Here is an 18279-nt window from a genome sequence, read left to right on the forward strand (position 1 = left end):
CGGGACCCCGGCGCAAGGTTGGGGTCCCGAACTTCGACGGATGGACGGGAGCGCCCGCCCCCGGTTTCAGCGCTTGAACGGGTCCTGGAACAGCGCCGCCGCGGCCGAGGCCGGGTCTTGGTCCGCCACGTCGACGCCGCGCGCCGCCGCGTCGCGCTCGGCGCGCAGGCTGGCGATCAGCGCCTCGCGGTCGCCCTCCAGCCGGGTATCGGTCGGCGCGGCTTCGTTGCCCGACGCCTTCGACGCCTTGGCCACCGCCGCGTCGAGCTCGCGCTGCGTCGTCAGGCCGAGCGTCACCGGGTCCTTCGGCGTGATGTTGCCGATGTTCCAATGGCTGCGGTCGCGGATCGCGGCGATCGTCGTGCGGGTGGTGCCGATCAGGTTGCTGATCGCGCCGTCGGTGATCTCGGGATGGTTGCGGATGATCCAGGCGATGCCGTCGGGCTTGTCCTGCCGCTTCGACACCGGCGTGTAGCGCGGGCCCTTGGTGCGGCGGACCTGCTCGGGGCCCTTGATCATCTTGAGGCGATAGGCGGGATCGGCCTGGCCCTTGTCGATCTCGTCCTGCGTCAGCTCGTGCGCGCGCACCGGATCGCGGCCGGTCAGCTTGGAGGCGGCGGTGTCGTCGGCGATCGCCTGGATCTCGAGGATATGGAGGCCGCAGAAATCGGCGATCTGGTCGAACGACAGCGACGTATTGTCGACCATCCAGGACGCGGTCGCATGGGGCATAAGGGGCTGGGCCACGGGTGAACTCCGTCGGAACTTTTGGGTCGGAAACAAATAGGGCCGCCCCTTACCGGAGCGGCCACGCCATAACCCCCCGTGTACCCCGCACCGCTGCGAAGGGCAACCCGATCGTTCGGGCCGCCCCCCGCCATCTATTTGGGCAAGGCGTATGCGATGACGTGATCGCCCAGCTTCGTGCCCAGCGAGCCATGCCCGCCCGCGACCACCACGACGAACTGCCGCCCGCTCGCCGCCGAGCGATACGACATCGGCGTCGCCTGCCCGCCGGCGGGCAGCCGCGCCCGCCACAGCACCTTGCCGGTCGCGGTGTCATAGGCACGCACGTAATCGTCGATCGCCGCCGCCATGAATGCGACACCGCCCGCGGTGGTGATCGGCCCGCCGAGCGAGGGCACGCCGAGCTTGAACGGCATAGGCAGGATCGTCTCGTCGCGGATCGTGCCGTTCTTATGCTCCCACACTTTCTTGCCGGTGGTGAGGTCGATCCCGGCGACATAGCCCCATGGCGGCTGCTGGCACGGCAGGCCGGCGAACGACAGGAACGGGTTCATGTCGACCGCGAACGGCGCACCGGTGTTGGGGTTGTAGCCCGATTCATCCGATCCGCGCCGGTCCGATCCGCCCGCGGGCCCCTGCCCGGTGCCGGTGTCGTCGACGCGCGGCACCAGCCGGTCGACGAAGGCGACGTAATTGGGATGCGCGAAGATCACCTGGCGGATCGGATCGATCGACAGCCCGCCCCAGTCCATCACCCCGAAATTGCCCGGGAAGACCAGCGACCCGCGCAGCGACGGCGGCGTGAACGCACCCTTGTAGTCGAGCGACTTGAAGCGGATGCGACACCATAATTGGTCGATCATCGTCATCCCCCACATGTCCTTCTCGCGCGCCGGGGCGGGCATCAGCGAGATCGCGGAGAGCGGCTGCGTCGGCGAGGTCCGGTCGCCCGGCGCCGCGCCGGCCGGCACCGGCGTCTCCGGCGCGGGGAAGACCGGCCGGCCGGTGCGCCGGTCGAGCACGAACAGATTGCCGGTCTTGGTCGACTGGACCAGCGCCGGCACCCGCCCGCGCCCCGGCAGGTCGAGATCGACCAGCGCCGGCTGCGCGGGCACGTCCATGTCCCACAGATCGTGATGCACCGTCTGATAGACCCAGCGCGGCTTGCCGGTCGCGATGTCGAGCGCCAGCACCGAGGTCGCGAACCGCTCGGTCGTCGCCGGGCGATGCCCGCCCCATTGGTCGACCGCGCCCATCCCCATCGGCAGATAGACGAGCCCCAGCGCCTCGTCGGCGGCGGGCGTGCTCCAGCTGTTGGGCGACGACGGCGTATATTGCTTGCCCGCGCCCAAAGGTGCGGTGTCGTCGGGATTGCCCGGATCGAAATTCCACACGAGCTTGCCCGACACCGCGTCATAGCCGCGGATCACGCCGGAGGGCACCTTGGTGGCGATATTGTCGAACACCGCGCCGCCGGTGATCACCAGCCCGCGCGCGACGAGCGGCGCCGAGGTCACCTGATACCAGCCCTGGTTGTAATGCGGCTGGCCCGGCAGCAGGCTGACCGTGCCGCCCTGCCCGAAGCTGCGGCACAGCGCGCCCGTCTTCGGGTCGAGCGCGATCAGCCGGCTGTCATTGGTCGCGAGGAATATCCGCTGCGGACAGTCCCCGACGCCGGCACCGACGCTGGCGCCCGCCCGCGCGCCATCCCAATAGGACACGCCGCGACAGGTGAGATGCTGCATGTTCTTGGCCGAGGTGGCGATCTTGGGATCGAAGCGCCAGCGCTCCTTGCCCGTCTCGGCGTCGACCGCGATCACCCAATTGTGCGGCGTGCACAGGAAGACGGTGTCACCGACCTTGATCGGCGTCATCTCGTACGTCGTCTCGCCGGGATCGCCCTCGCGCTTCATGTCGCCGGTCCGCAACTGCCACGCGACCTTGAGGTTGCCGACGTTCGCCGGTGTGAGCTGCGTCAGCGGCGAGAATTTGTCGCCATACCAGCTGCGCGCATAGGCCTGCCAATCGTCGTCGGGCACGCCGTGCAGATTGGCGGCGAGCGCCTTGCGCGGCCCCGGCAGCGTCCCGTCGAGATTGTGCACGTCGCGGGTCAGCGCCACCGCGCCGAACACCGCCGCGACGCCGAGCGCCGCCGCCAGCGGCCCCGCCGCGCGCAGCCACGTGCTGCGAGGCACCAGCCGCTTCACCGTCCACGGCAGCACCAGCAACGCGCCGAAGATGAAGATCAGGTCGCCGCGCGGCACCAGCGGCCACCAGTCCGCGCCGATCTCCGCCCATGCCCAGATCACCGTGCCGATCACCAGCGCCGCGAACAGATGCAGCGCCGCCGCGTGCCGCCGCCACAACAAGACGGCGGTCGCCAGCATCGCCAGCCCGGCGACGCCATAGAACAGGCTGCCGTGCAGCCCCGCCAGCCACACGCCCCCGGCCAAATTGATCGCCCCCACCGTGCCGATGATCACGGCAAGGATATGGGGCCACCGGGCGGGATGGCGGACATGGGTCATGCGGCAACTCCGGTTCGTTCCCGACAATACCGCCGTCCCGCAGCAATGTTCCGTTACAATAACGATTTCGCGCGGCGCGTTCGGGAGGCCCTCCGCTAGGTGTCTGAAAGAAGGGGATTCAAGCGAAGGCGCACATGCGGGCGGCGATGCCCTTTCGGAAAAAAACCGTCATCCCGGCGAAAGCCGGGACCCATGGTTGCGGAACATCTCGTCGGTGCCGGGTCGCCGGCGACCGCCCGGTCGAGCAGCCGCCGACATCGAAAGAGAATGATCCACGCGAAGCCGCGAAGACGCGAAGAAGAAGAGATCACGCGGAGGCGCGGAGGCGCGGAGATGACCCGCCCGAGGCTCGCGCCCCTCCCACAAGCGCGGCCCTACTCAATCTTCGCGTCTTCGCGTCTTCGCGTCTTCGCGTGAACATATTTTGGGCGCAGAGGACGCAGAGATAGCGCGCGCCTCAGCCCGACGGGCATCGCCCACGTCGGTCGTAAAGCGGCGCCTTCGGCGACGGATACGACACCCCTCTGCGCCCTCTGCGCCTCCGCGCGCAAACCCCTTCTTCTCTCCGCGCCTCCGCGCCTCCGCGTGATCCTATTTCCCGAGCCAACCCTCACGGAACGCGAGTTGTGCCGGCGTCACCGCCACCCCGGCGGTTTCGCCACGCACCACCTCGAACGACGGATCGACGCCCAGCCGCAACGAAGCCTCCCGCTCCACCCCACGCTGGCGGAAGCGCAAGGCGATCCGATCCCCCGGCTTATGCCCCGCGAGCACCGCCTGCGCCGCCGCCGCATCGCGCACCGGCGCCCCGTCGAGCGACAGGATCACGTCCCCCCGCTCCAGCCCCGCAGCATAAGCCGGCGCATCCGGCCGCGGCGCATCGCCGACCGCGACGACGCCATCCTCCGCGCCGACGAAGCTCACCCCCGCCCAGCCGCGCGTCGCGTCGACGGGCCGCACCACCAGCCCCGCCTGCCGCAGCAACGGCGCATAATCGGGCAATCCGCTCGCATGCACGCTGCCGTCGAAGAACGCCTTGGCGAACGCCGGATCGCGCGTCACCTCGGCGAGCCCGCGCTCCAGATCGGCGGGCGTGTACTTCAGCTCGGTGTCGCCGCGCGTCGTCCACAGATGCCGCATATAGGCATCCAGCGACAGCCCCGGATACCGCTGCCGCAACTGCAGATCGAGCGCCAGCGCCACCACCGCGCCATACGGATAATATGACACGAAGATGTTGGGATTGACCTGATCGATCGCCTTGGCGGCATCGACGAACGGCGCGCGCAGGCTCATCTCCTCCGGCCCGCCGTAGCGCCGCGCCGGGCTGTTGACGACGCCGCTCAGCGTGCCGCCCAGCCCGCGCAGGAAATCGTCGACGCTCATCTCGCCGGCGCGGCGGATCAGCAGCGGCCCGTAATATTGCGTGAACCCCTCCGCGAACCACAAGGACGGGGTCGGATTGGCGCGGGTGAAGTCGAACGGCTCCAGCTCCGCCGGCCGCAGCCGCTCGACGTTCCAGCTATGCACGAATTCGTGGCTCAACGTGTTGAGCTGCGCGAACTTCGCCTCGGCCAGCCCGCGCTTGTCGGTGATGATCGTCGAGTTGCGATGCTCCATGCCGTCGCCGGTGATCTGCGGCATGTAATCGGCGATGAACGTATAGGTGCCATAATCGTAGCGCGGCGCCCGCCCGAACAGCGCATAATGCTGCGCGATCACCCGCTTCACCTTGGCAGTATAGGTGTCGAGATCGGCCTCGCTGCCGGCATGATGCACCGCCAGCCGCACGACATAGCTTTTGCCCAGCGCATCGGTGACCGGCCATTCGCGATAGCCGAAGTCGCTGATCTCGGTCGGGCTATCCATGAAATATTGCAGGTTGGGCGCCCAGAACGTGTCGGCGCCCCTGGCGGCGGGAAGCTGCGTCGCGATCCGCCATTTGGGATCGAACGGCCGGAAGCGCACGCGGATCGGCTGCGCGTCATAGCCCTCCGCCCACAGGAAGGTCGCCGGCATGTTGAGGTGCGCGTGGCTGGCGTCGATCTGCGCATAGGTGCCGTCGCCCCAGTCGCCGAACAGCGTATAGGTGACGACGACGGTGCCGTCGTGTCCGGCGACCGTCCAGCCATAGGGATCGCTGCGGATCACCTGCAACGGCCGGCCGGCGCCGTCCTTCGCCGTCACCGAATAGACGTTCTTGGCGAATTCGTGGATCGCATAGCGACCCGGCGACGACCGCGCCATCCGCACCTTGAGCGGCCCCGCCGGCACCCGCGCGAAGGTCGCGGTCACCTGCGCCTCGTGATGCACCGCATTGGGAAAGGCGACGTCATACTGCACCCCCGCCCGCGCCCCCGGATCCTGCGCCTGCTGCGCGACGACCGCCTGCGCGGCGGTCTGCGCCTGCGCCGGCGCCGCCCCGATCGCGATCGCCAGCACCGCTGCGGCCCGTATCATCGATGTCATCCCTGCTTCCCCAATCCTGCCCGACCCGTCCTGCCCGGCACGTCCTGCCCGGCACGTCCTGCCCGCAACGCGGCTGCGCATCTATAATCATGCCGCTCCGATCGGGTCCATCGTCCGGCGGCCGGGAAACTCTGTCCGGCGCGGTCCCGAATGCCGCAACGATGAAGACGAAGGGCCGAAATCGCGATGGTGCGGCGGCCCCGATATTTGGCGACCCGGCGATAATTGCTGCCCCGCGCCTCTATAATTGAGCGGGCGGAAACGTCGTTCCGCCAGCATCAAGGATAGACACTTGCCGCACCGTCGTTTCAACGTCCGCGTCATCGCGCCGCTCATCGGTGCGATCTTGTTGCTGTGGCTGCTGGCGGGCGTGACGTATCGCGACGATCGCGCCGTCGAGGTCGCCAATGTCGAGGCATTGGAAGCGCAGGAGCGGGTCCTCGCCGTATCCGAAGTCCGTTCGATCAGCCGGTCGCTGCAACGTGACGCGCTCAACCTCATCACCGAGAGCGATCCCACCGAACGCGACGTCATCGTCAAGAAGTTCGACGACCGGACGCGGCGGATGCGCGAGATGCTGCGCCATCTGGAGGATACCAAGACGGTCCACGCGCTGCCCGAGGATTATTTCCGCCTTTCCCACACCGTCATCGTCGCCGCTCGGCGAGGTCGCCGCAAAGGCGAACGCCGGCGACCACAAGGCGGCGCTGGACTATCTGCGCAAGGTCGTGCGCCCCGCCGAACGCGCCGCGTCGAAGGTGGCCGATGCGCAGATCGACGCGATGACCGACGAGGTCGCCGCATTGCGCCACACCGCCGCGGTGGCGCAGCGCGCGGCGAACCGCATGCTGCTCGTCGCCGTGATCTTCCTCAGCCTGCTCGCCGTCGCGGTCGGCGCGCTGACCGAGATGATCCGCCGCGAACAGGCCAGGCTGATCGTCCGCAACATCGGCAGTTCGCTGCACAAGCTCGCGGGCGGCGATCTCACCACCCGTATCGAGGCCGCGTTGATCGGCGAATTCTCGAAGCTCAAGAGTGACTTCAATCACGCGGTCGACGCCTTGGGCAATGCGCTCGCCTCGGTGCGGATCAGCGCCAAGGACATCGCCGCCGGCGCGGAGGAATTGATGCAATCCTCCGGCAACCTCTCGGAACGCACCGAGCGGCAGGCGGCCAGCCTGGAAGAGACCGCCGGCGCCCTCCAGCAGCTCAGCGGCGCGCTCTCCGAATCCGCCAACAGCGCGGTCGAGGTGCGCCGCGTGGTCGGCGAGGCGCATCAGGATGCCGAACATTCCGGCGTCCTGCTCAAGGACGCCATCACCGCGATCGGCCGTCTCGAGCAGACGTCCAACGAGATCGCCGAAATCCTCCTCGTGATCGATCGCATCGCCTTCCAGACCAATCTGCTGGCGCTCAACGCCGGCGTCGAGGCGGCACGCGCCGGCGAGGCGGGCAAGGGCTTCGCGGTCGTCGCGCAGGAGGTGCGGGCGCTCGCCGGACGGTCGGCGGAGGCGGCGAGCGACGTCAAGAAGCGGATCGGCCGCTCGGCCGAGCAGATCGGGCTGGGCGTCCGGTCGGTCGGCCATGTCGAGGTCGCGCTCGGCCGGATGATCGACCGCGTCGGCAGCGTCGCGACGCTGACCGCGGGGATCGCGGAGAATGTCGAACAGCAGTCGCTGGCATTGCAACAGATCACCGCCGCGGTCGCCGAACTCGACAACGTTACCCAGCAGAATGCCGCGGTCGCCGAGGAAGAGACCGCCGCCGCGCGCAAGCTGGTCAGCGAAACGCAGATGATGACCGGGCAGATCGAACAATTCCGCTTCGCCGAATGGGAACCGGCCAACGACATGCACGCGGACAACGACCGGCCGGCGCGGGTGGTATGGCCGCAACGCGCCATGGTCACCGCCCTCAAGCAGCGGCTGTCCTAACCCCGATCCTTACCGGAAGCGTCGCGATGCCCCCCTACCCCTTCTTCCCCCCGAACAACCGCCCGAGCAGTGCCTCCGCCGCCTGGCCGACCGCCTCGGCGATCGCCTGCGGATCGGGGTGCGTCTGCGTGCCCTGCGGCGGCTTGGGCGGCTCCGGCGTCTCGCCCGGGGTCGGCGCTGCGGTGGGCGGCGTCGGCGGCACCGGCCGGTCCGCGGCCGCCTCGCGCTTCGTCCGCCCCTTCGCCACCGCCGCGGTCGCCGCGGCCGCCGCCATCGTCAGCCCCGCCGCGAGCATCTCGCGCCCCTGCGGACTGTTGGCCCGCTCCAGCAACGCGCCGCCCGCCTCGCGCAGATCCTTGGGCAATCGGATGCCGAGCACCTCCTTGGGGAGCTTCGCCTTCTTCGTCTTCTTGCCCATGCGCGGCCTCTCTCGTCTGTGTATCGTCGAGATAAGACACGCGATGCGCGTTTCAACGTGGTGCTGGCGAAGCCTCCCGCGCGTTCCTACTTCTCGCTCTAGCCTCCCGAACAGAACAGAAGTAGAACCCGCCACATGCTGACCAAAATCACCGTCCGCGGCGCGCGCGAGCACAACCTCAAGGACGTCGACGTCGACATCCCCCGCGATACGCTGACGGTGATCACCGGCCTGTCGGGTTCGGGCAAGTCGTCCCTCGCCTTCGACACCATCTATGCCGAGGGCCAGCGTCGCTACGTCGAATCGCTCTCCGCCTATGCGCGCCAGTTCCTCGAACTGATGCAGAAGCCCGACGTCGATCATATCGAGGGGCTCAGCCCGGCGATCTCGATCGAGCAGAAGACGACCAGCCGCAATCCGCGCTCGACCGTGGCGACCGTCACCGAGATCTACGATTACATGCGCCTGCTGTGGGCGCGCGTCGGCGTTCCCTACAGCCCCGCGACCGGCGAGCCGATCGCCGCGCAGACCGTCAGCCAGATGGTCGACCGCGTCCTCGCATTGCCCGAGGGCACGCGCCTCTATCTGCTCGCCCCCGTCGTCCGCGGCCGCAAGGGCGAGTATCGCAAGGAGCTGGCCGAATGGCAGAAGGCGGGCTTCACCCGCGTCCGCGTCGACGGCGAGATCCATGAGATCGACGAGGCGCCCGCGCTCGACAAGAAGTTCAAGCACGATATCGAGGTCGTCGTCGACCGCCTCGTCGTCGGCGGCGACATCGCCACCCGCCTCGCCGAGAGTTTCGAGACCGCGCTGAAGCTCGCCGACGGCCTCGCTTATGTCGATCCCGCCGACCCCGTCGAAGCGCATACGCCGAAATCGGAAGTGCTCGGCGACAACGCACCCGCCGGCCGCATCGTCTTCTCGGAAAAGTTCGCCTGCCCGATCAGCGGCTTCACCATCGCCGAGATCGAGCCGCGGCTGTTCTCGTTCAACGCGCCGCAGGGCGCCTGCCCGGCCTGCGACGGCCTCGGCGAGAAACTGCTGTTCGACGAGGATCTCGTCGTCCCCAACCACGGGCTCAGCATCAAGAAGGGCGCGGTCGTCCCCTGGGCCAAGTCCAACCCGCCCAGCCCGTATTACATGCAGGTGCTCGGCAGCCTCGCGCGCGAGTTCGACTTCAGCCTCGACACGCCCTGGGCCGACCTGCCCGAGGCGATCCACGCGCTGATCCTGCACGGCAGCAAGGGCAAGCCCGTCACGCTGACCTTCGTCGACGGCAAGAAGGCGTATGACGTCAAGAAACCGTTCGAGGGCGTCGTCGGCAACCTCAACCGCCGCCTGCTCCAGACCGAGAGCGCGTGGATGCGCGAGGAATTGTCCAAATACCAGAGCTCGCGCCCCTGCGAGGTCTGCCACGGCGCGCGCCTCAAGCCGGAGGCGCTGGCGGTCAAGATCGCGATGCGCGACATCGCCTATGCCACGCATCTCTCGGTGGTCGACGCGCTCGCCTTCTTCACCGATCTGCCCAGCCATCTCGGCGACCAGCAGCGCGCGATCGCCGAGCGTATCCTGAAGGAGATCGTCGAGCGCCTCGGCTTTCTCAACAACGTCGGCCTCGACTATCTCAACCTCGACCGTACCAGCGGCACGCTGTCGGGCGGCGAAAGCCAGCGCATCCGCCTCGCCAGCCAGATCGGCAGCGGCCTGTCGGGCGTGCTCTACGTGCTCGACGAACCCTCGATCGGCCTGCACCAGCGCGACAACGACATGCTGCTCGCGACGCTGCGCCGCCTGCGCGATCTCGGCAACACCGTACTGGTGGTCGAACATGACGAGGACGCCATCCGCACCGCCGATTACGTCATCGACATGGGGCCGGGCGCCGGCGTCCACGGCGGCCAGATCGTCGCGCAGGGCACGCTCAAGCAGATCCTCAAGAGCAAGACGAGCATCACCGCCGACTATCTCAACGGCACCCGCCAGGTCCCCGTGCCGGCCAAGCGCCGCAAGGGCAACGGCAAGCAGCTCACCGTCCACAATGCGCGCGCCAACAACCTCACCGGCGTCACCGCGAGCATCCCGCTCGGCACCTTCACCTGCATCACCGGCGTGTCGGGCTCGGGCAAGTCGAGCTTCACGATCGACACGCTCTATGCCGCCGCGGCGCGCGCGCTCAACGGCGCGCGCATCCTCGCCGGCAAGCACGACAAGGTCAGCGGCCTCCAGCATCTCGACAAGGTGATCGACATCGACCAGTCGCCGATCGGCCGCACCCCGCGCTCGAACCCGGCGACCTACACGGGCAGCTTCACGCAGATCCGCGACTGGTTCGCCGGCCTGCCCGAGAGCCAGGCGCGCGGCTACAAGCCCGGCCGGTTCAGCTTCAACGTCAAGGGCGGCCGCTGCGAGGCGTGCCAGGGCGACGGCGTGCTCAAGATCGAGATGCACTTCCTCCCCGACGTCTACGTCACCTGCGACGTCTGCCACGGCGCGCGCTACAATCGCGAGACGCTGGAGGTGAAGTTCAAGGGCAAGAGCATCGCCGACGTGCTCGACATGACGGTCGAGGATGCGGCGGAATTCTTCAAGGCGGTGCCGCCGATCCGCGACAAGATGGAGATGCTGGTCGAGGTCGGCCTCGGCTACGTCAAGGTCGGCCAGCAGGCGACGACGTTGTCGGGCGGCGAGGCGCAGCGCGTCAAGCTCGCCAAGGAACTCGCCCGCCGCGCGACCGGCAACACTTTGTATATCCTGGACGAGCCGACCACCGGCCTGCATTTCGAGGACGTCCGCAAATTGCTCGAAGTGCTCCACGCCCTGGTCGAGCAGGGCAATACGGTGGTGGTGATCGAGCACAACCTCGACGTCATCAAGACAGCCGACTGGGTGGTCGATCTGGGCCCCGAAGGCGGCGTCAAGGGCGGCGAGATCGTCGCGGTCGGCACGCCCGAAGTGGTCGCGAAGGAACCGCGGAGCTTCACGGGGAAGTATTTGGCGCCGTTGTTGAAGCCGCGTGGCGGGGAGGCGGTGGCGGCGGAGTAGCCGACCAACTGCCTATAAAGGAAATGGCCTCGCCGCCATATGGAGATACGCTTGAGGATCGGGATCATAGGGGCCGGCAACATCGGTCAGGCGTTGGCACGGCTTGCAGTAGCAAGTGGCCATCAGGCGACGCTCAGCAATTCACGCGGACCAGAGACCTTGCACGATCTAGCGGCAGAAATCGGCTGTCATGTGGCTCTAGCGACTGACGTGCCGTCCTCCAGCGATATGGTCGTTCTTACGGTGCCGCTCACGGCCGCATTCGATCTTCCACCCCATCTTCTTGATAACCGGGTCGTTATCGATACGAACAATTACTATCCGGATCGGGACGGCAGGATCGATGCACTCGATCGACATGAAACGACAACGTCTCAGATGATCGCTAACCACTTTCAGGGTGCTACGATCGTCAAGGCATTCAATGCCATTCTGGCAAAAGACCTGCTCGATCCGGCAGTACTTCCGAATGACGTCATGCGCGCTCTACCCATTGCGGGGGATGATGACGCCGCCAAGGCAATCGTAGCAGCCCTGCAAGCTGATTTCGGCTATGATACCGTCGATGCCGGCCTCTTGGCCGATAGCTGGCGTTTCGAACGCGCCAAGCCGGCTTATTGTATCCCGCTAAGCCGGGACGGCCTGATATTTGCGCTTGCCGCCGCAAAAAGAGACGAAGAACTGCCGGAGGGATCGTGGCGACGATAACGCCCACTCGCGCTCTGCCTTTTACAAAACGGCAATCCGTCTTAACATAGCATCGTGACTGCCCTCACCCCCATCGAGTCGGAATTCGCGACCACCGAAGAGGCCGCCGCCTATGACGCGTGGTTCCGCGCCAAAGTAGAGCGGGCGATGGCGTCCACGGCGCCCAAAATCCCGCACGATCAGGTGATGGCGGGCATGTGGGCGATCATCGAGCGCGCCAAGACCAAGTGACGCTTTCCGTCATCTGGGATCCGGATGCGCGCGCCGACCTTTACGAGATCACCAGCTACATCGCCGATCGCAACCCCGCTGCGGCGACACGGATCGGCCTCGCGCTCCAACACGCCGCCGACCGCCTGCCCGATCACCCCTACATCTATCGCCCCGGCCGCATCGCCGGCACGCGAGAGGCGATCGTCCACCCCAATTACATTCTCGTCTATCGCGTCGCGGTGCATGCGATCGAAATACTCGCCGTGCTCCACGCCCGGCAGGAATACCCCTAAAGCCCCGCCGCCTTCCGCAGCGCATCGTTCATCCGCCCCTGCCACCCCGGCCCATCGGAGCGGAAGCGGTCGATCACATCCGGGTCGAGCCGCAACGTCACCTGCCGCTTGGCATGCTCGCGCAGCGGCGGACGACCGCGCACGACGCCGTTCGGGCCGAGATATCCCGTTGCCGGGCGAACGACCTTGCCGCCGACCCGAAGCTCGGCGATCTCCATCATTTCCTCGGTCAGTTCGGGGGCGTCGTCAGGGTCAATCCAGTCCGACATATCTGATCTCCCACTGATGCATGCGCCGCATCGATATCACCCGATACCCGCCATTCCGCTCGGTCCACACGATCGCCACGGCATCCCGCGCCAGCCACCCGTAGGTAATATGTCGCACTTCGCCATAGTCGAACCGGTCGTCGACCACCGTGCGGCTGCGGCCATCGAACACCGTTGCGGCATCCGCAAAATCCAGCCCGCGTTCGCGTAACACCTTGTCGCGCTTCTCGGGATCGAAGCTGATCTCCATATCCGCTCCTTAATGTAGTTACATAAACAGCCACGTCAACAGGCCGTGGACGCAAGGCACCGATTCGCCCCCACCCCCGCACAATGCCGCACCGCTACGGAGACAAACTGTCCTACACCCCCGCATCCGGCATAGGTCTTCCGTCCCTCTATCCGCGGCAAAGGGACGACGATGGCCAAGCAACCCCCACGGTCTAGGAAGGAAGAGAATGATCGCCGCCTCGCGCGGGAAGCGGCGTTGCGTGCGCGAACCGATCGGGTCGTCCTCGCGGGGATCGCCGCGATCGAACGGGGCGAGCATCCCGCCGCGGCGATGGCTGCGGCGGATGCCGAGACGAAGCCGGCGGCACCGGCGGCGGCGACACCCGATCTCACACCGCTGCTCGAACCCCGCAAGGCGCGCGCCGATGGCTGGACGGCGGCGATGCAGCGCGACTTCATCCGGGCGCTCGCCGAAACGGGGTGCGTCAGCCATGCGGCGAAGGCGGTCGGCGTGGCGCGCAACACCGCTTATGCCATGCGCCAACGCGCCACTTATGCGACCTTCGCGCTCGCCTGGGACGTCGCGATCCAGATGGGGCGCAAGCGGCTGCTCGATATCGCGATGGAGCGCGCGATCGAAGGGCGGGAGGTGGCCGTCTGGTATCGTGGCGAACAGGTCGGCACGCGCACGGTGCACAACGACCGGCTGCTCACCTTCCTCATCGCGCACACGCCGGCGCCGGCGCATCCGACGCTGACGCCCGACGAACTCGCCGCCATGTTCCCGCGGATGCTCGACGCGATCGACACGCTGCCGCCGCATCCGCTCGCGGTGCGCCTCGCCGCCGACGCCGCCGACGCTGCGCGGGCCGCGGACGAATATGACGAATAGTGAAACGATCGGGGCGGATCGTTTCCATTAAGGTGTCCAACTTGTCCATGTTGCCCCCCGCCCCCGCCCCTGTCCTGCCGCCGCGATCCATGGCATTCTCCTCGCAACGACATGAGATCGAGAGGATAATGCCATGGCCACCGCGCTCCAGCGTCCCGCCGCGTCCGGCGTTCGCGAATCCGTCAGCGCACAGGAATGGGCGCTGCGCGTCGACCTCGCCGCCGCCTATCGGCTGGTCGCTCATTACGGCTGGGACGATCTGATCTTCACCCACCTCTCGGCGCGCGTGCCGGGGCCGGAGCATCATTTCCTCATCAACCCGTACAATATGATGTTCGAGGAGATCACCGCCTCGTCGCTGGTCAAGATCGACGTCGACGGCAATACGGTGTCGGACAGCCCCGCGCCGGTCAATCGCGCCGGCTTCGTCATCCATTCGGCGATCCATGCGGGTCGCGAGGATGCGGCGGCGGTGCTCCATCTCCACACGCCGCACGGCCAGGCGGTGTCGGCGATGGCGGAGGGGCTGCTGCCGCACACGCAGACCGCGATGATCGCCGGCCACGACGTCGCCTATCACGACTTCGAAGGCATCGCGACCGAACTCGACGAGCGCGAGCGGCTGGTCGCCGACCTGGGGCCGCGGCACACGATGATCCTGCGCAACCACGGCACGCTCACCGTCGGCGCCAGCGTGGCCGAGGCGTTCCTGCGCATGTATTTCCTCGAACGCGCCTGCGAGGCGCAGATCCTGATGCTCAGCGCCGGCCGCGCCAATCTCAACAATCCCAACCAGGGCGTCGCCGAGAAGGTGGAGCAGCAATCGACCGGCCCCGGCATGGCGATGCTCGCCCGCGGCCTCGCCTGGCCCGCCTTGCTCCGCAAGCTCGACCGCATCGATCCGTCTTACCGGGAGTGACGATCGTTCGCGCGAAGACGCAAAGAGGTCCCGAGCGGCGCAGCCTCTTGCATCGTGATGAAGGCGGGACATCGCCGCACCCGCGACATCTTCGCGCCTTCGCGGCTTCGCGGCTTCGCGTGAATCCTGTTCTCCGCGCCGAGGCGCATCATCGAGGCGAGCCATGCCCCATTACGGCGACTATCAGAATGCGATCTACGGCGCCGGCCTCGCCGGAGTGTCGCCCAAGGTGCCGGTCGATTTCGCCACGCTCGAGGCGCGCGCGCTCGCCGCGCTGCCGCCGTCGGTGCGCGATTATGTCCAGGGCGGCTGCGGTGACGAACACACCCAGCGGACCAACGCCGCGGCATTCCGCCACTGGGGCATGACGCCGCGGATGATGGTCGATGCCGCGACGCGCGACCTGTCGGTGCGGCTGTTCGGCCTCACCCTCCCCAGCCCGGTGTTCATGGCGCCGATCGGCGTCACCGGCCTGTGCACGCCGGACGGCCACGGCGACCGCGCCGCCGCGCGCGCCGCGGCGGACACGGGCGTGCCGCTGGTCGCCTCGACGCTGTCCAACGATCCGCTGGAAACGGTGGCGCGCGACTGCGGCGACACGCCCGGCCTCTTCCAGCTCTACACGCCCAAGGACCCCGACCTCGCCGCCAGCCTCGTCTCGCGCGCAGAAGCGGCGGGTTACAAGGCGATCGTCGTGACGCTCGACACCTGGGTCACCGGCTGGCGTCCGCGCGATCTCAACACCGGCAATTTCCCCCAACTCCGCGGCGCGGTGCTCGCCAATTATTTCAGCGACCCGGTCTTCCGCGCGCGGCTGGCCGCGCCACCCGAACAGGACCCCGCCGCCGCGATCCGCCAGTGGATGGGGGTGTTCGGCAAGGTCCTCACCTGGGCGGACATGCCGTGGCTGCGCTCGCTGACCAGATTGCCGCTGATCCTCAAGGGCATCTGCCACCCCGACGACGCACGCCGCGCGATCGATGCCGGCGCCGACGCCATCTATTGCTCGAATCACGGCGGCCGGCAGGCGAATGGCGGCATCGCCGCGATCGACCTGCTCCCCGACGTCGTCGCCGCGGCGGGCGCCACCCCGGTGCTGTTCGATTCGGGCATCCGTTCGGGCACCGACGTGGTCAAGGCATTGGCGCTCGGCGCCGCCGCGGTCGGCATCGGCCGCCCCTATAGCTACGGTCTGGCGCTCGACGGCGCGGCGGGCTGCGCGCACGTCCTGCGCTGCATCCTCGCCGAGGCCGATCTGCTGATGGCGGTCAACGGCTGGCCGACGCTCGCCGCGGTCCGCGACGCCGGCGCGCGGCGGCTGGCATGACCTCTCCGTTCGCCCCGAGCCTGTCGAAGGGCAGGTGCGCCTCATCCACCTCCGGGAAGCGCGGGACGAACGGGTCAGTCGACCACGATATGCGGCACGAAGCGCGCGGTGTTGCCGGTGATCAGCCCGTCCTCGCGGATGCCCATCCCGGCGGGCTCGCCGTCGACCACCCAGCTGCCGATCACCGGGAAACAGCCCGGTGCCGGTTCGGGCAGGCGGTAGATCGCCTGATAGACATAGCCCTCGTCGCCATAGTCCCCCGCCGCCTCGGCGACGATCCGCCCGCCGCGGCGGATCGACACGTTGGCGCCCTCGCGCGCGAGCAACGGCTTGGCGACCGCATCGCCATCGGGGATGTCGAAGCCGGCGGCGAGCAGATTGGGATGCCCCGGAAACAGCTCCCACAGCACCGCCAGCACGCCCTTGTTGCTCCAGATCATCTTCCACACCGGCTCGATCCACAGCGTCCCGCCGCGCGCCAGATCCTCGACCAGCACGTCGGCAAACGCCTCGTTCGCCAGCCATTCCCACGGGTAGAGCTTGAACAGCGCCTCGATCGGCGCGGCCTCGTCGTCGACGAAGCAGCGGCGCTCCTCGTCCCAGCCGATCGTCTCGACCAGCATCGCCACCGTCTCGATCCCCGCCGCCGCCGCGGTGTCGCGCAGATAGGCGGTGGTGACGCCGTCCTCCCCCGCCTCGTCGGCGGCATGCGCGAAATGGACGCGCGCCGGCAGACAGGCGGCGAGGTCGCGCCATTTCGCCACCAGCCGTTCGTGCAGGCTGGTGAACTGGTCCGCAGCGGGGAAACACTCTTCCTTCCAATGCCACTGGATCACCGCCGCCTCGAGCAGCGCGGTCGGCGTGTCGCAGTTGAATTCGAACAGCTTTGGCGGCGACGCGCCGTCATAGCCGAGGTCGAACCGGCCGAAGTTGAGCGCCGGCGGCTCGGCCTCCCAGGCGTCGCGGATCGTCTGGTGGAAGGCGCGCGGGATGCCGAACCGGTCGAGCAGGCGGGCGTCGGCGACGATCGCCTCGCCGGCGGCGAGGAACAGGCGGTAGAGTTCGACGGTCGCCGCCTCGATCTCGGCGACCTGCGCCGCGGAGAAGCGGTAATAGACCGATTCGTCCCAATAGGGCCGGCCGTCGGCGCTATGCCAGATCAGCCCGTCCGCCTCGACCTTCGCCTGCCAGTCGGCGCGCGGGGTCATCGTGGTGCGGATCACGACCGGCCGCTCCCAAAGCTGCGTGCCGAGGCGCCGAAGCCGCCGCGGCTGATCGCGCCGGCGCGCGTCACCTGCGTCGTCGCCGGAGCGAAGCGATACGCCCGGCCCGGCGCCCGCGCATACGATCCGCCGCCGACGCGCTCGCCATATGGCGGGATCATCGCGTTGCGCGCGAGGAAGTACCAGAGGAACGGGCTGACTCCGCCGGCATGCGACTGGCGCGCGCACTGGCTGTCGGCGACGCGGTTGCCGCTGCGGTCGGTGCATACCGCGGTATCGGATTGCGCGACCCAGCCGTCGGCATCGTCGCGCGACTTGCCGCATCCCGCCGCCAGCAAGGCGGCCGCCAGCGCCGTCGTGAACTTCAGCTCGTGCCTCAACATGTCCTCCGTCCGGCCAATCTTGGCCGTTATTGGAGTATGACGCAGGAAATCGAATAGGGTGAGCGTCTTTTTACGGTGCAAAACGCTCATGACTGCGGATCATCCGCTTGACGGTTGCTTTCCCCGGCGTACGGCTGCCATTGGTCAAAGGAGCAAGCTATGACTGACGAAACTACCGATCTTAACGCCGTGGAACTAGCAACCGAGCTGACGATTGCTTGGCTCGGCAACCCCAACACCCGTACTTCCGCCGATGAGGTTCCGGCCTTTCTCGGAAAGATGCACGACACCGTCTCGGCACTGCTTGGCGCCAGCGGTGCGGCACCGGAAGCGCAGCCCGCCACTGAATATACCGCCGCGGTCTCGTCGCGGAAGTCGCTGGCATCGAAGGATCACATCATCTCGATGATCGACGGCAAGCCGTACAAGACCTTGCGTCGTCATCTCGCGACGCACGGCATGACGCCGGCGGAATATCGCGAACGTTATGGCCTGAAGGCCGATTATCCGATGGTCGCCGAGAATTATTCGGAAAGCCGCCGCGCGATGGCCAAGAAGATCGGCCTCGGCCGCAAGCCCGGCGCGCGCAAGGCCGAAAATGGCGCCGAGGGTGCCGCAGCGGCGCGCCGTGGCCGCAAGCCCGCGGATGCCGTCGAGGCCTGATCCGCACCGCCGTCCGGCGA

Annotated in this window: 18 protein-coding genes; 9 read left to right on the forward strand and 9 right to left on the reverse strand. The window is 67.7% G+C overall.

What is annotated here, in order from left to right; all coding sequences use genetic code 11:
- Positions 1 to 66: 66 nt before the first annotated feature.
- The 4 genes from SFC76_RS15220 to SFC76_RS15235 all read right to left on the reverse strand — a co-directional run bounded on the left by SFC76_RS15220 (position 67) and on the right by SFC76_RS15235 (position 6330).
- Positions 67 to 747: a DUF1013 domain-containing protein gene (locus tag SFC76_RS15220; RefSeq protein ID WP_322850258.1), complete on the reverse strand. Its 681-nt coding sequence runs from the start codon at positions 745 to 747 to the stop codon at positions 67 to 69.
- 134 nt (positions 748 to 881) lie between these two features.
- On the reverse strand, positions 882 to 3275 hold the full coding sequence (locus SFC76_RS15225; protein ID WP_322850259.1) for a membrane-bound PQQ-dependent dehydrogenase, glucose/quinate/shikimate family: 2394 nt from the start codon (positions 3273 to 3275) through the stop codon (positions 882 to 884).
- A gap of 591 nt (positions 3276 to 3866) precedes the next feature.
- On the reverse strand, positions 3867 to 5735 hold the full coding sequence (locus SFC76_RS15230) for a M61 family metallopeptidase (RefSeq protein ID WP_322850260.1): 1869 nt from the start codon (positions 5733 to 5735) through the stop codon (positions 3867 to 3869).
- 250 nt (positions 5736 to 5985) lie between these two features.
- On the reverse strand, positions 5986 to 6330 hold the full coding sequence (locus tag SFC76_RS15235) for a hypothetical protein (protein ID WP_322850261.1): 345 nt from the start codon (positions 6328 to 6330) through the stop codon (positions 5986 to 5988).
- Between the two features lie 142 nt (positions 6331 to 6472).
- On the opposite strand from SFC76_RS15235, the gene SFC76_RS15240 reads away from it, so the two are divergent.
- Positions 6473 to 7678 (forward strand): methyl-accepting chemotaxis protein, encoded by a 1206-nt coding sequence (locus SFC76_RS15240; RefSeq protein WP_322850262.1) that lies wholly within the window; start codon positions 6473 to 6475, stop codon positions 7676 to 7678.
- Positions 7679 to 7712: 34 nt separating this feature from the next.
- Here SFC76_RS15240 and SFC76_RS15245 read toward each other — a convergent pair whose 3' ends face one another.
- On the reverse strand, positions 7713 to 8096 hold the full coding sequence (locus SFC76_RS15245) for a hypothetical protein (protein ID WP_322850263.1): 384 nt from the start codon (positions 8094 to 8096) through the stop codon (positions 7713 to 7715).
- A gap of 135 nt (positions 8097 to 8231) precedes the next feature.
- Here SFC76_RS15245 and uvrA point away from each other — a divergent pair, with 135 nt between their 5' ends.
- The 4 genes from uvrA to SFC76_RS15265 are packed head-to-tail and all read left to right on the forward strand — an operon-like array spanning position 8232 to position 12352.
- Entirely contained in the window at positions 8232 to 11138 is a 2907-nt protein-coding gene (uvrA, locus tag SFC76_RS15250; RefSeq protein ID WP_322850264.1) for an excinuclease ABC subunit UvrA, read from the forward strand.
- A gap of 51 nt (positions 11139 to 11189) precedes the next feature.
- Positions 11190 to 11846 (forward strand): NADPH-dependent F420 reductase, encoded by a 657-nt coding sequence (locus SFC76_RS15255; RefSeq protein ID WP_322850265.1) that lies wholly within the window; start codon positions 11190 to 11192, stop codon positions 11844 to 11846.
- A 54-nt stretch (positions 11847 to 11900) separates the two neighbouring features.
- Complete coding sequence (locus tag SFC76_RS15260) at positions 11901 to 12077, forward strand: stability determinant (protein ID WP_322850266.1); 177 nt, start codon at positions 11901 to 11903, stop codon at positions 12075 to 12077.
- Positions 12074 to 12352: a type II toxin-antitoxin system RelE/ParE family toxin gene (locus SFC76_RS15265; RefSeq protein WP_322850267.1), complete on the forward strand. Its 279-nt coding sequence runs from the start codon at positions 12074 to 12076 to the stop codon at positions 12350 to 12352. Before SFC76_RS15260 ends, SFC76_RS15265 begins: the two co-directional genes overlap by 4 nt.
- On the opposite strand, the gene SFC76_RS15270 is transcribed toward SFC76_RS15265, so the two are convergent.
- Together SFC76_RS15270 and SFC76_RS15275 are read right to left on the reverse strand one after the other, a co-directional pair.
- A complete protein-coding gene (locus tag SFC76_RS15270; protein ID WP_322850268.1) occupies positions 12349 to 12621 on the reverse strand; it encodes a BrnA antitoxin family protein in 273 nt (90 codons plus the stop codon). The genes SFC76_RS15265 and SFC76_RS15270 overlap by 4 nt on opposite strands.
- Positions 12605 to 12871: a BrnT family toxin gene (locus SFC76_RS15275; RefSeq protein WP_322850269.1), complete on the reverse strand. Its 267-nt coding sequence runs from the start codon at positions 12869 to 12871 to the stop codon at positions 12605 to 12607. Before SFC76_RS15275 ends, SFC76_RS15270 begins: the two co-directional genes overlap by 17 nt.
- Before the next feature lie 171 nt (positions 12872 to 13042).
- Between SFC76_RS15275 and SFC76_RS15280 the strand changes: the two genes are divergently transcribed.
- The 3 genes from SFC76_RS15280 to SFC76_RS15290 all read left to right on the forward strand — a co-directional run bounded on the left by SFC76_RS15280 (position 13043) and on the right by SFC76_RS15290 (position 15990).
- Entirely contained in the window at positions 13043 to 13744 is a 702-nt protein-coding gene (locus SFC76_RS15280) for a hypothetical protein (protein ID WP_322850270.1), read from the forward strand.
- A 133-nt stretch (positions 13745 to 13877) separates the two neighbouring features.
- Positions 13878 to 14663, forward strand: a complete 786-nt coding sequence (locus SFC76_RS15285; RefSeq protein ID WP_322850271.1) for a class II aldolase/adducin family protein — start codon at positions 13878 to 13880, stop codon at positions 14661 to 14663.
- A 163-nt stretch (positions 14664 to 14826) separates the two neighbouring features.
- The gene (locus SFC76_RS15290) at positions 14827 to 15990 is read left to right on the forward strand and encodes an alpha-hydroxy-acid oxidizing protein (protein ID WP_322850272.1); all 1164 of its coding nucleotides are present in this window, start codon (positions 14827 to 14829) and stop codon (positions 15988 to 15990) included.
- A gap of 74 nt (positions 15991 to 16064) precedes the next feature.
- On the opposite strand, the gene SFC76_RS15295 is transcribed toward SFC76_RS15290, so the two are convergent.
- Positions 16065 to 17198, reverse strand: coding sequence for a glutathionylspermidine synthase family protein (locus tag SFC76_RS15295; protein ID WP_322850281.1), 1134 nt, complete (start codon positions 17196 to 17198; stop codon positions 16065 to 16067).
- Positions 17199 to 17209: 11 nt separating this feature from the next.
- Positions 17210 to 17596: a hypothetical protein gene (locus tag SFC76_RS15300; RefSeq protein WP_322850273.1), complete on the reverse strand. Its 387-nt coding sequence runs from the start codon at positions 17594 to 17596 to the stop codon at positions 17210 to 17212.
- A gap of 159 nt (positions 17597 to 17755) precedes the next feature.
- Here SFC76_RS15300 and SFC76_RS15305 point away from each other — a divergent pair, with 159 nt between their 5' ends.
- Positions 17756 to 18259 (forward strand): MucR family transcriptional regulator, encoded by a 504-nt coding sequence (locus SFC76_RS15305; RefSeq protein ID WP_322850274.1) that lies wholly within the window; start codon positions 17756 to 17758, stop codon positions 18257 to 18259.
- The last annotated feature ends 20 nt before the right edge of the window (positions 18260 to 18279 follow it).

The sequence above is a fragment of the Sphingomonas sp. CD22 genome, from assembly GCF_034556155.1.
Lineage (GTDB): Bacteria > Pseudomonadota > Alphaproteobacteria > Sphingomonadales > Sphingomonadaceae > Sphingomonas.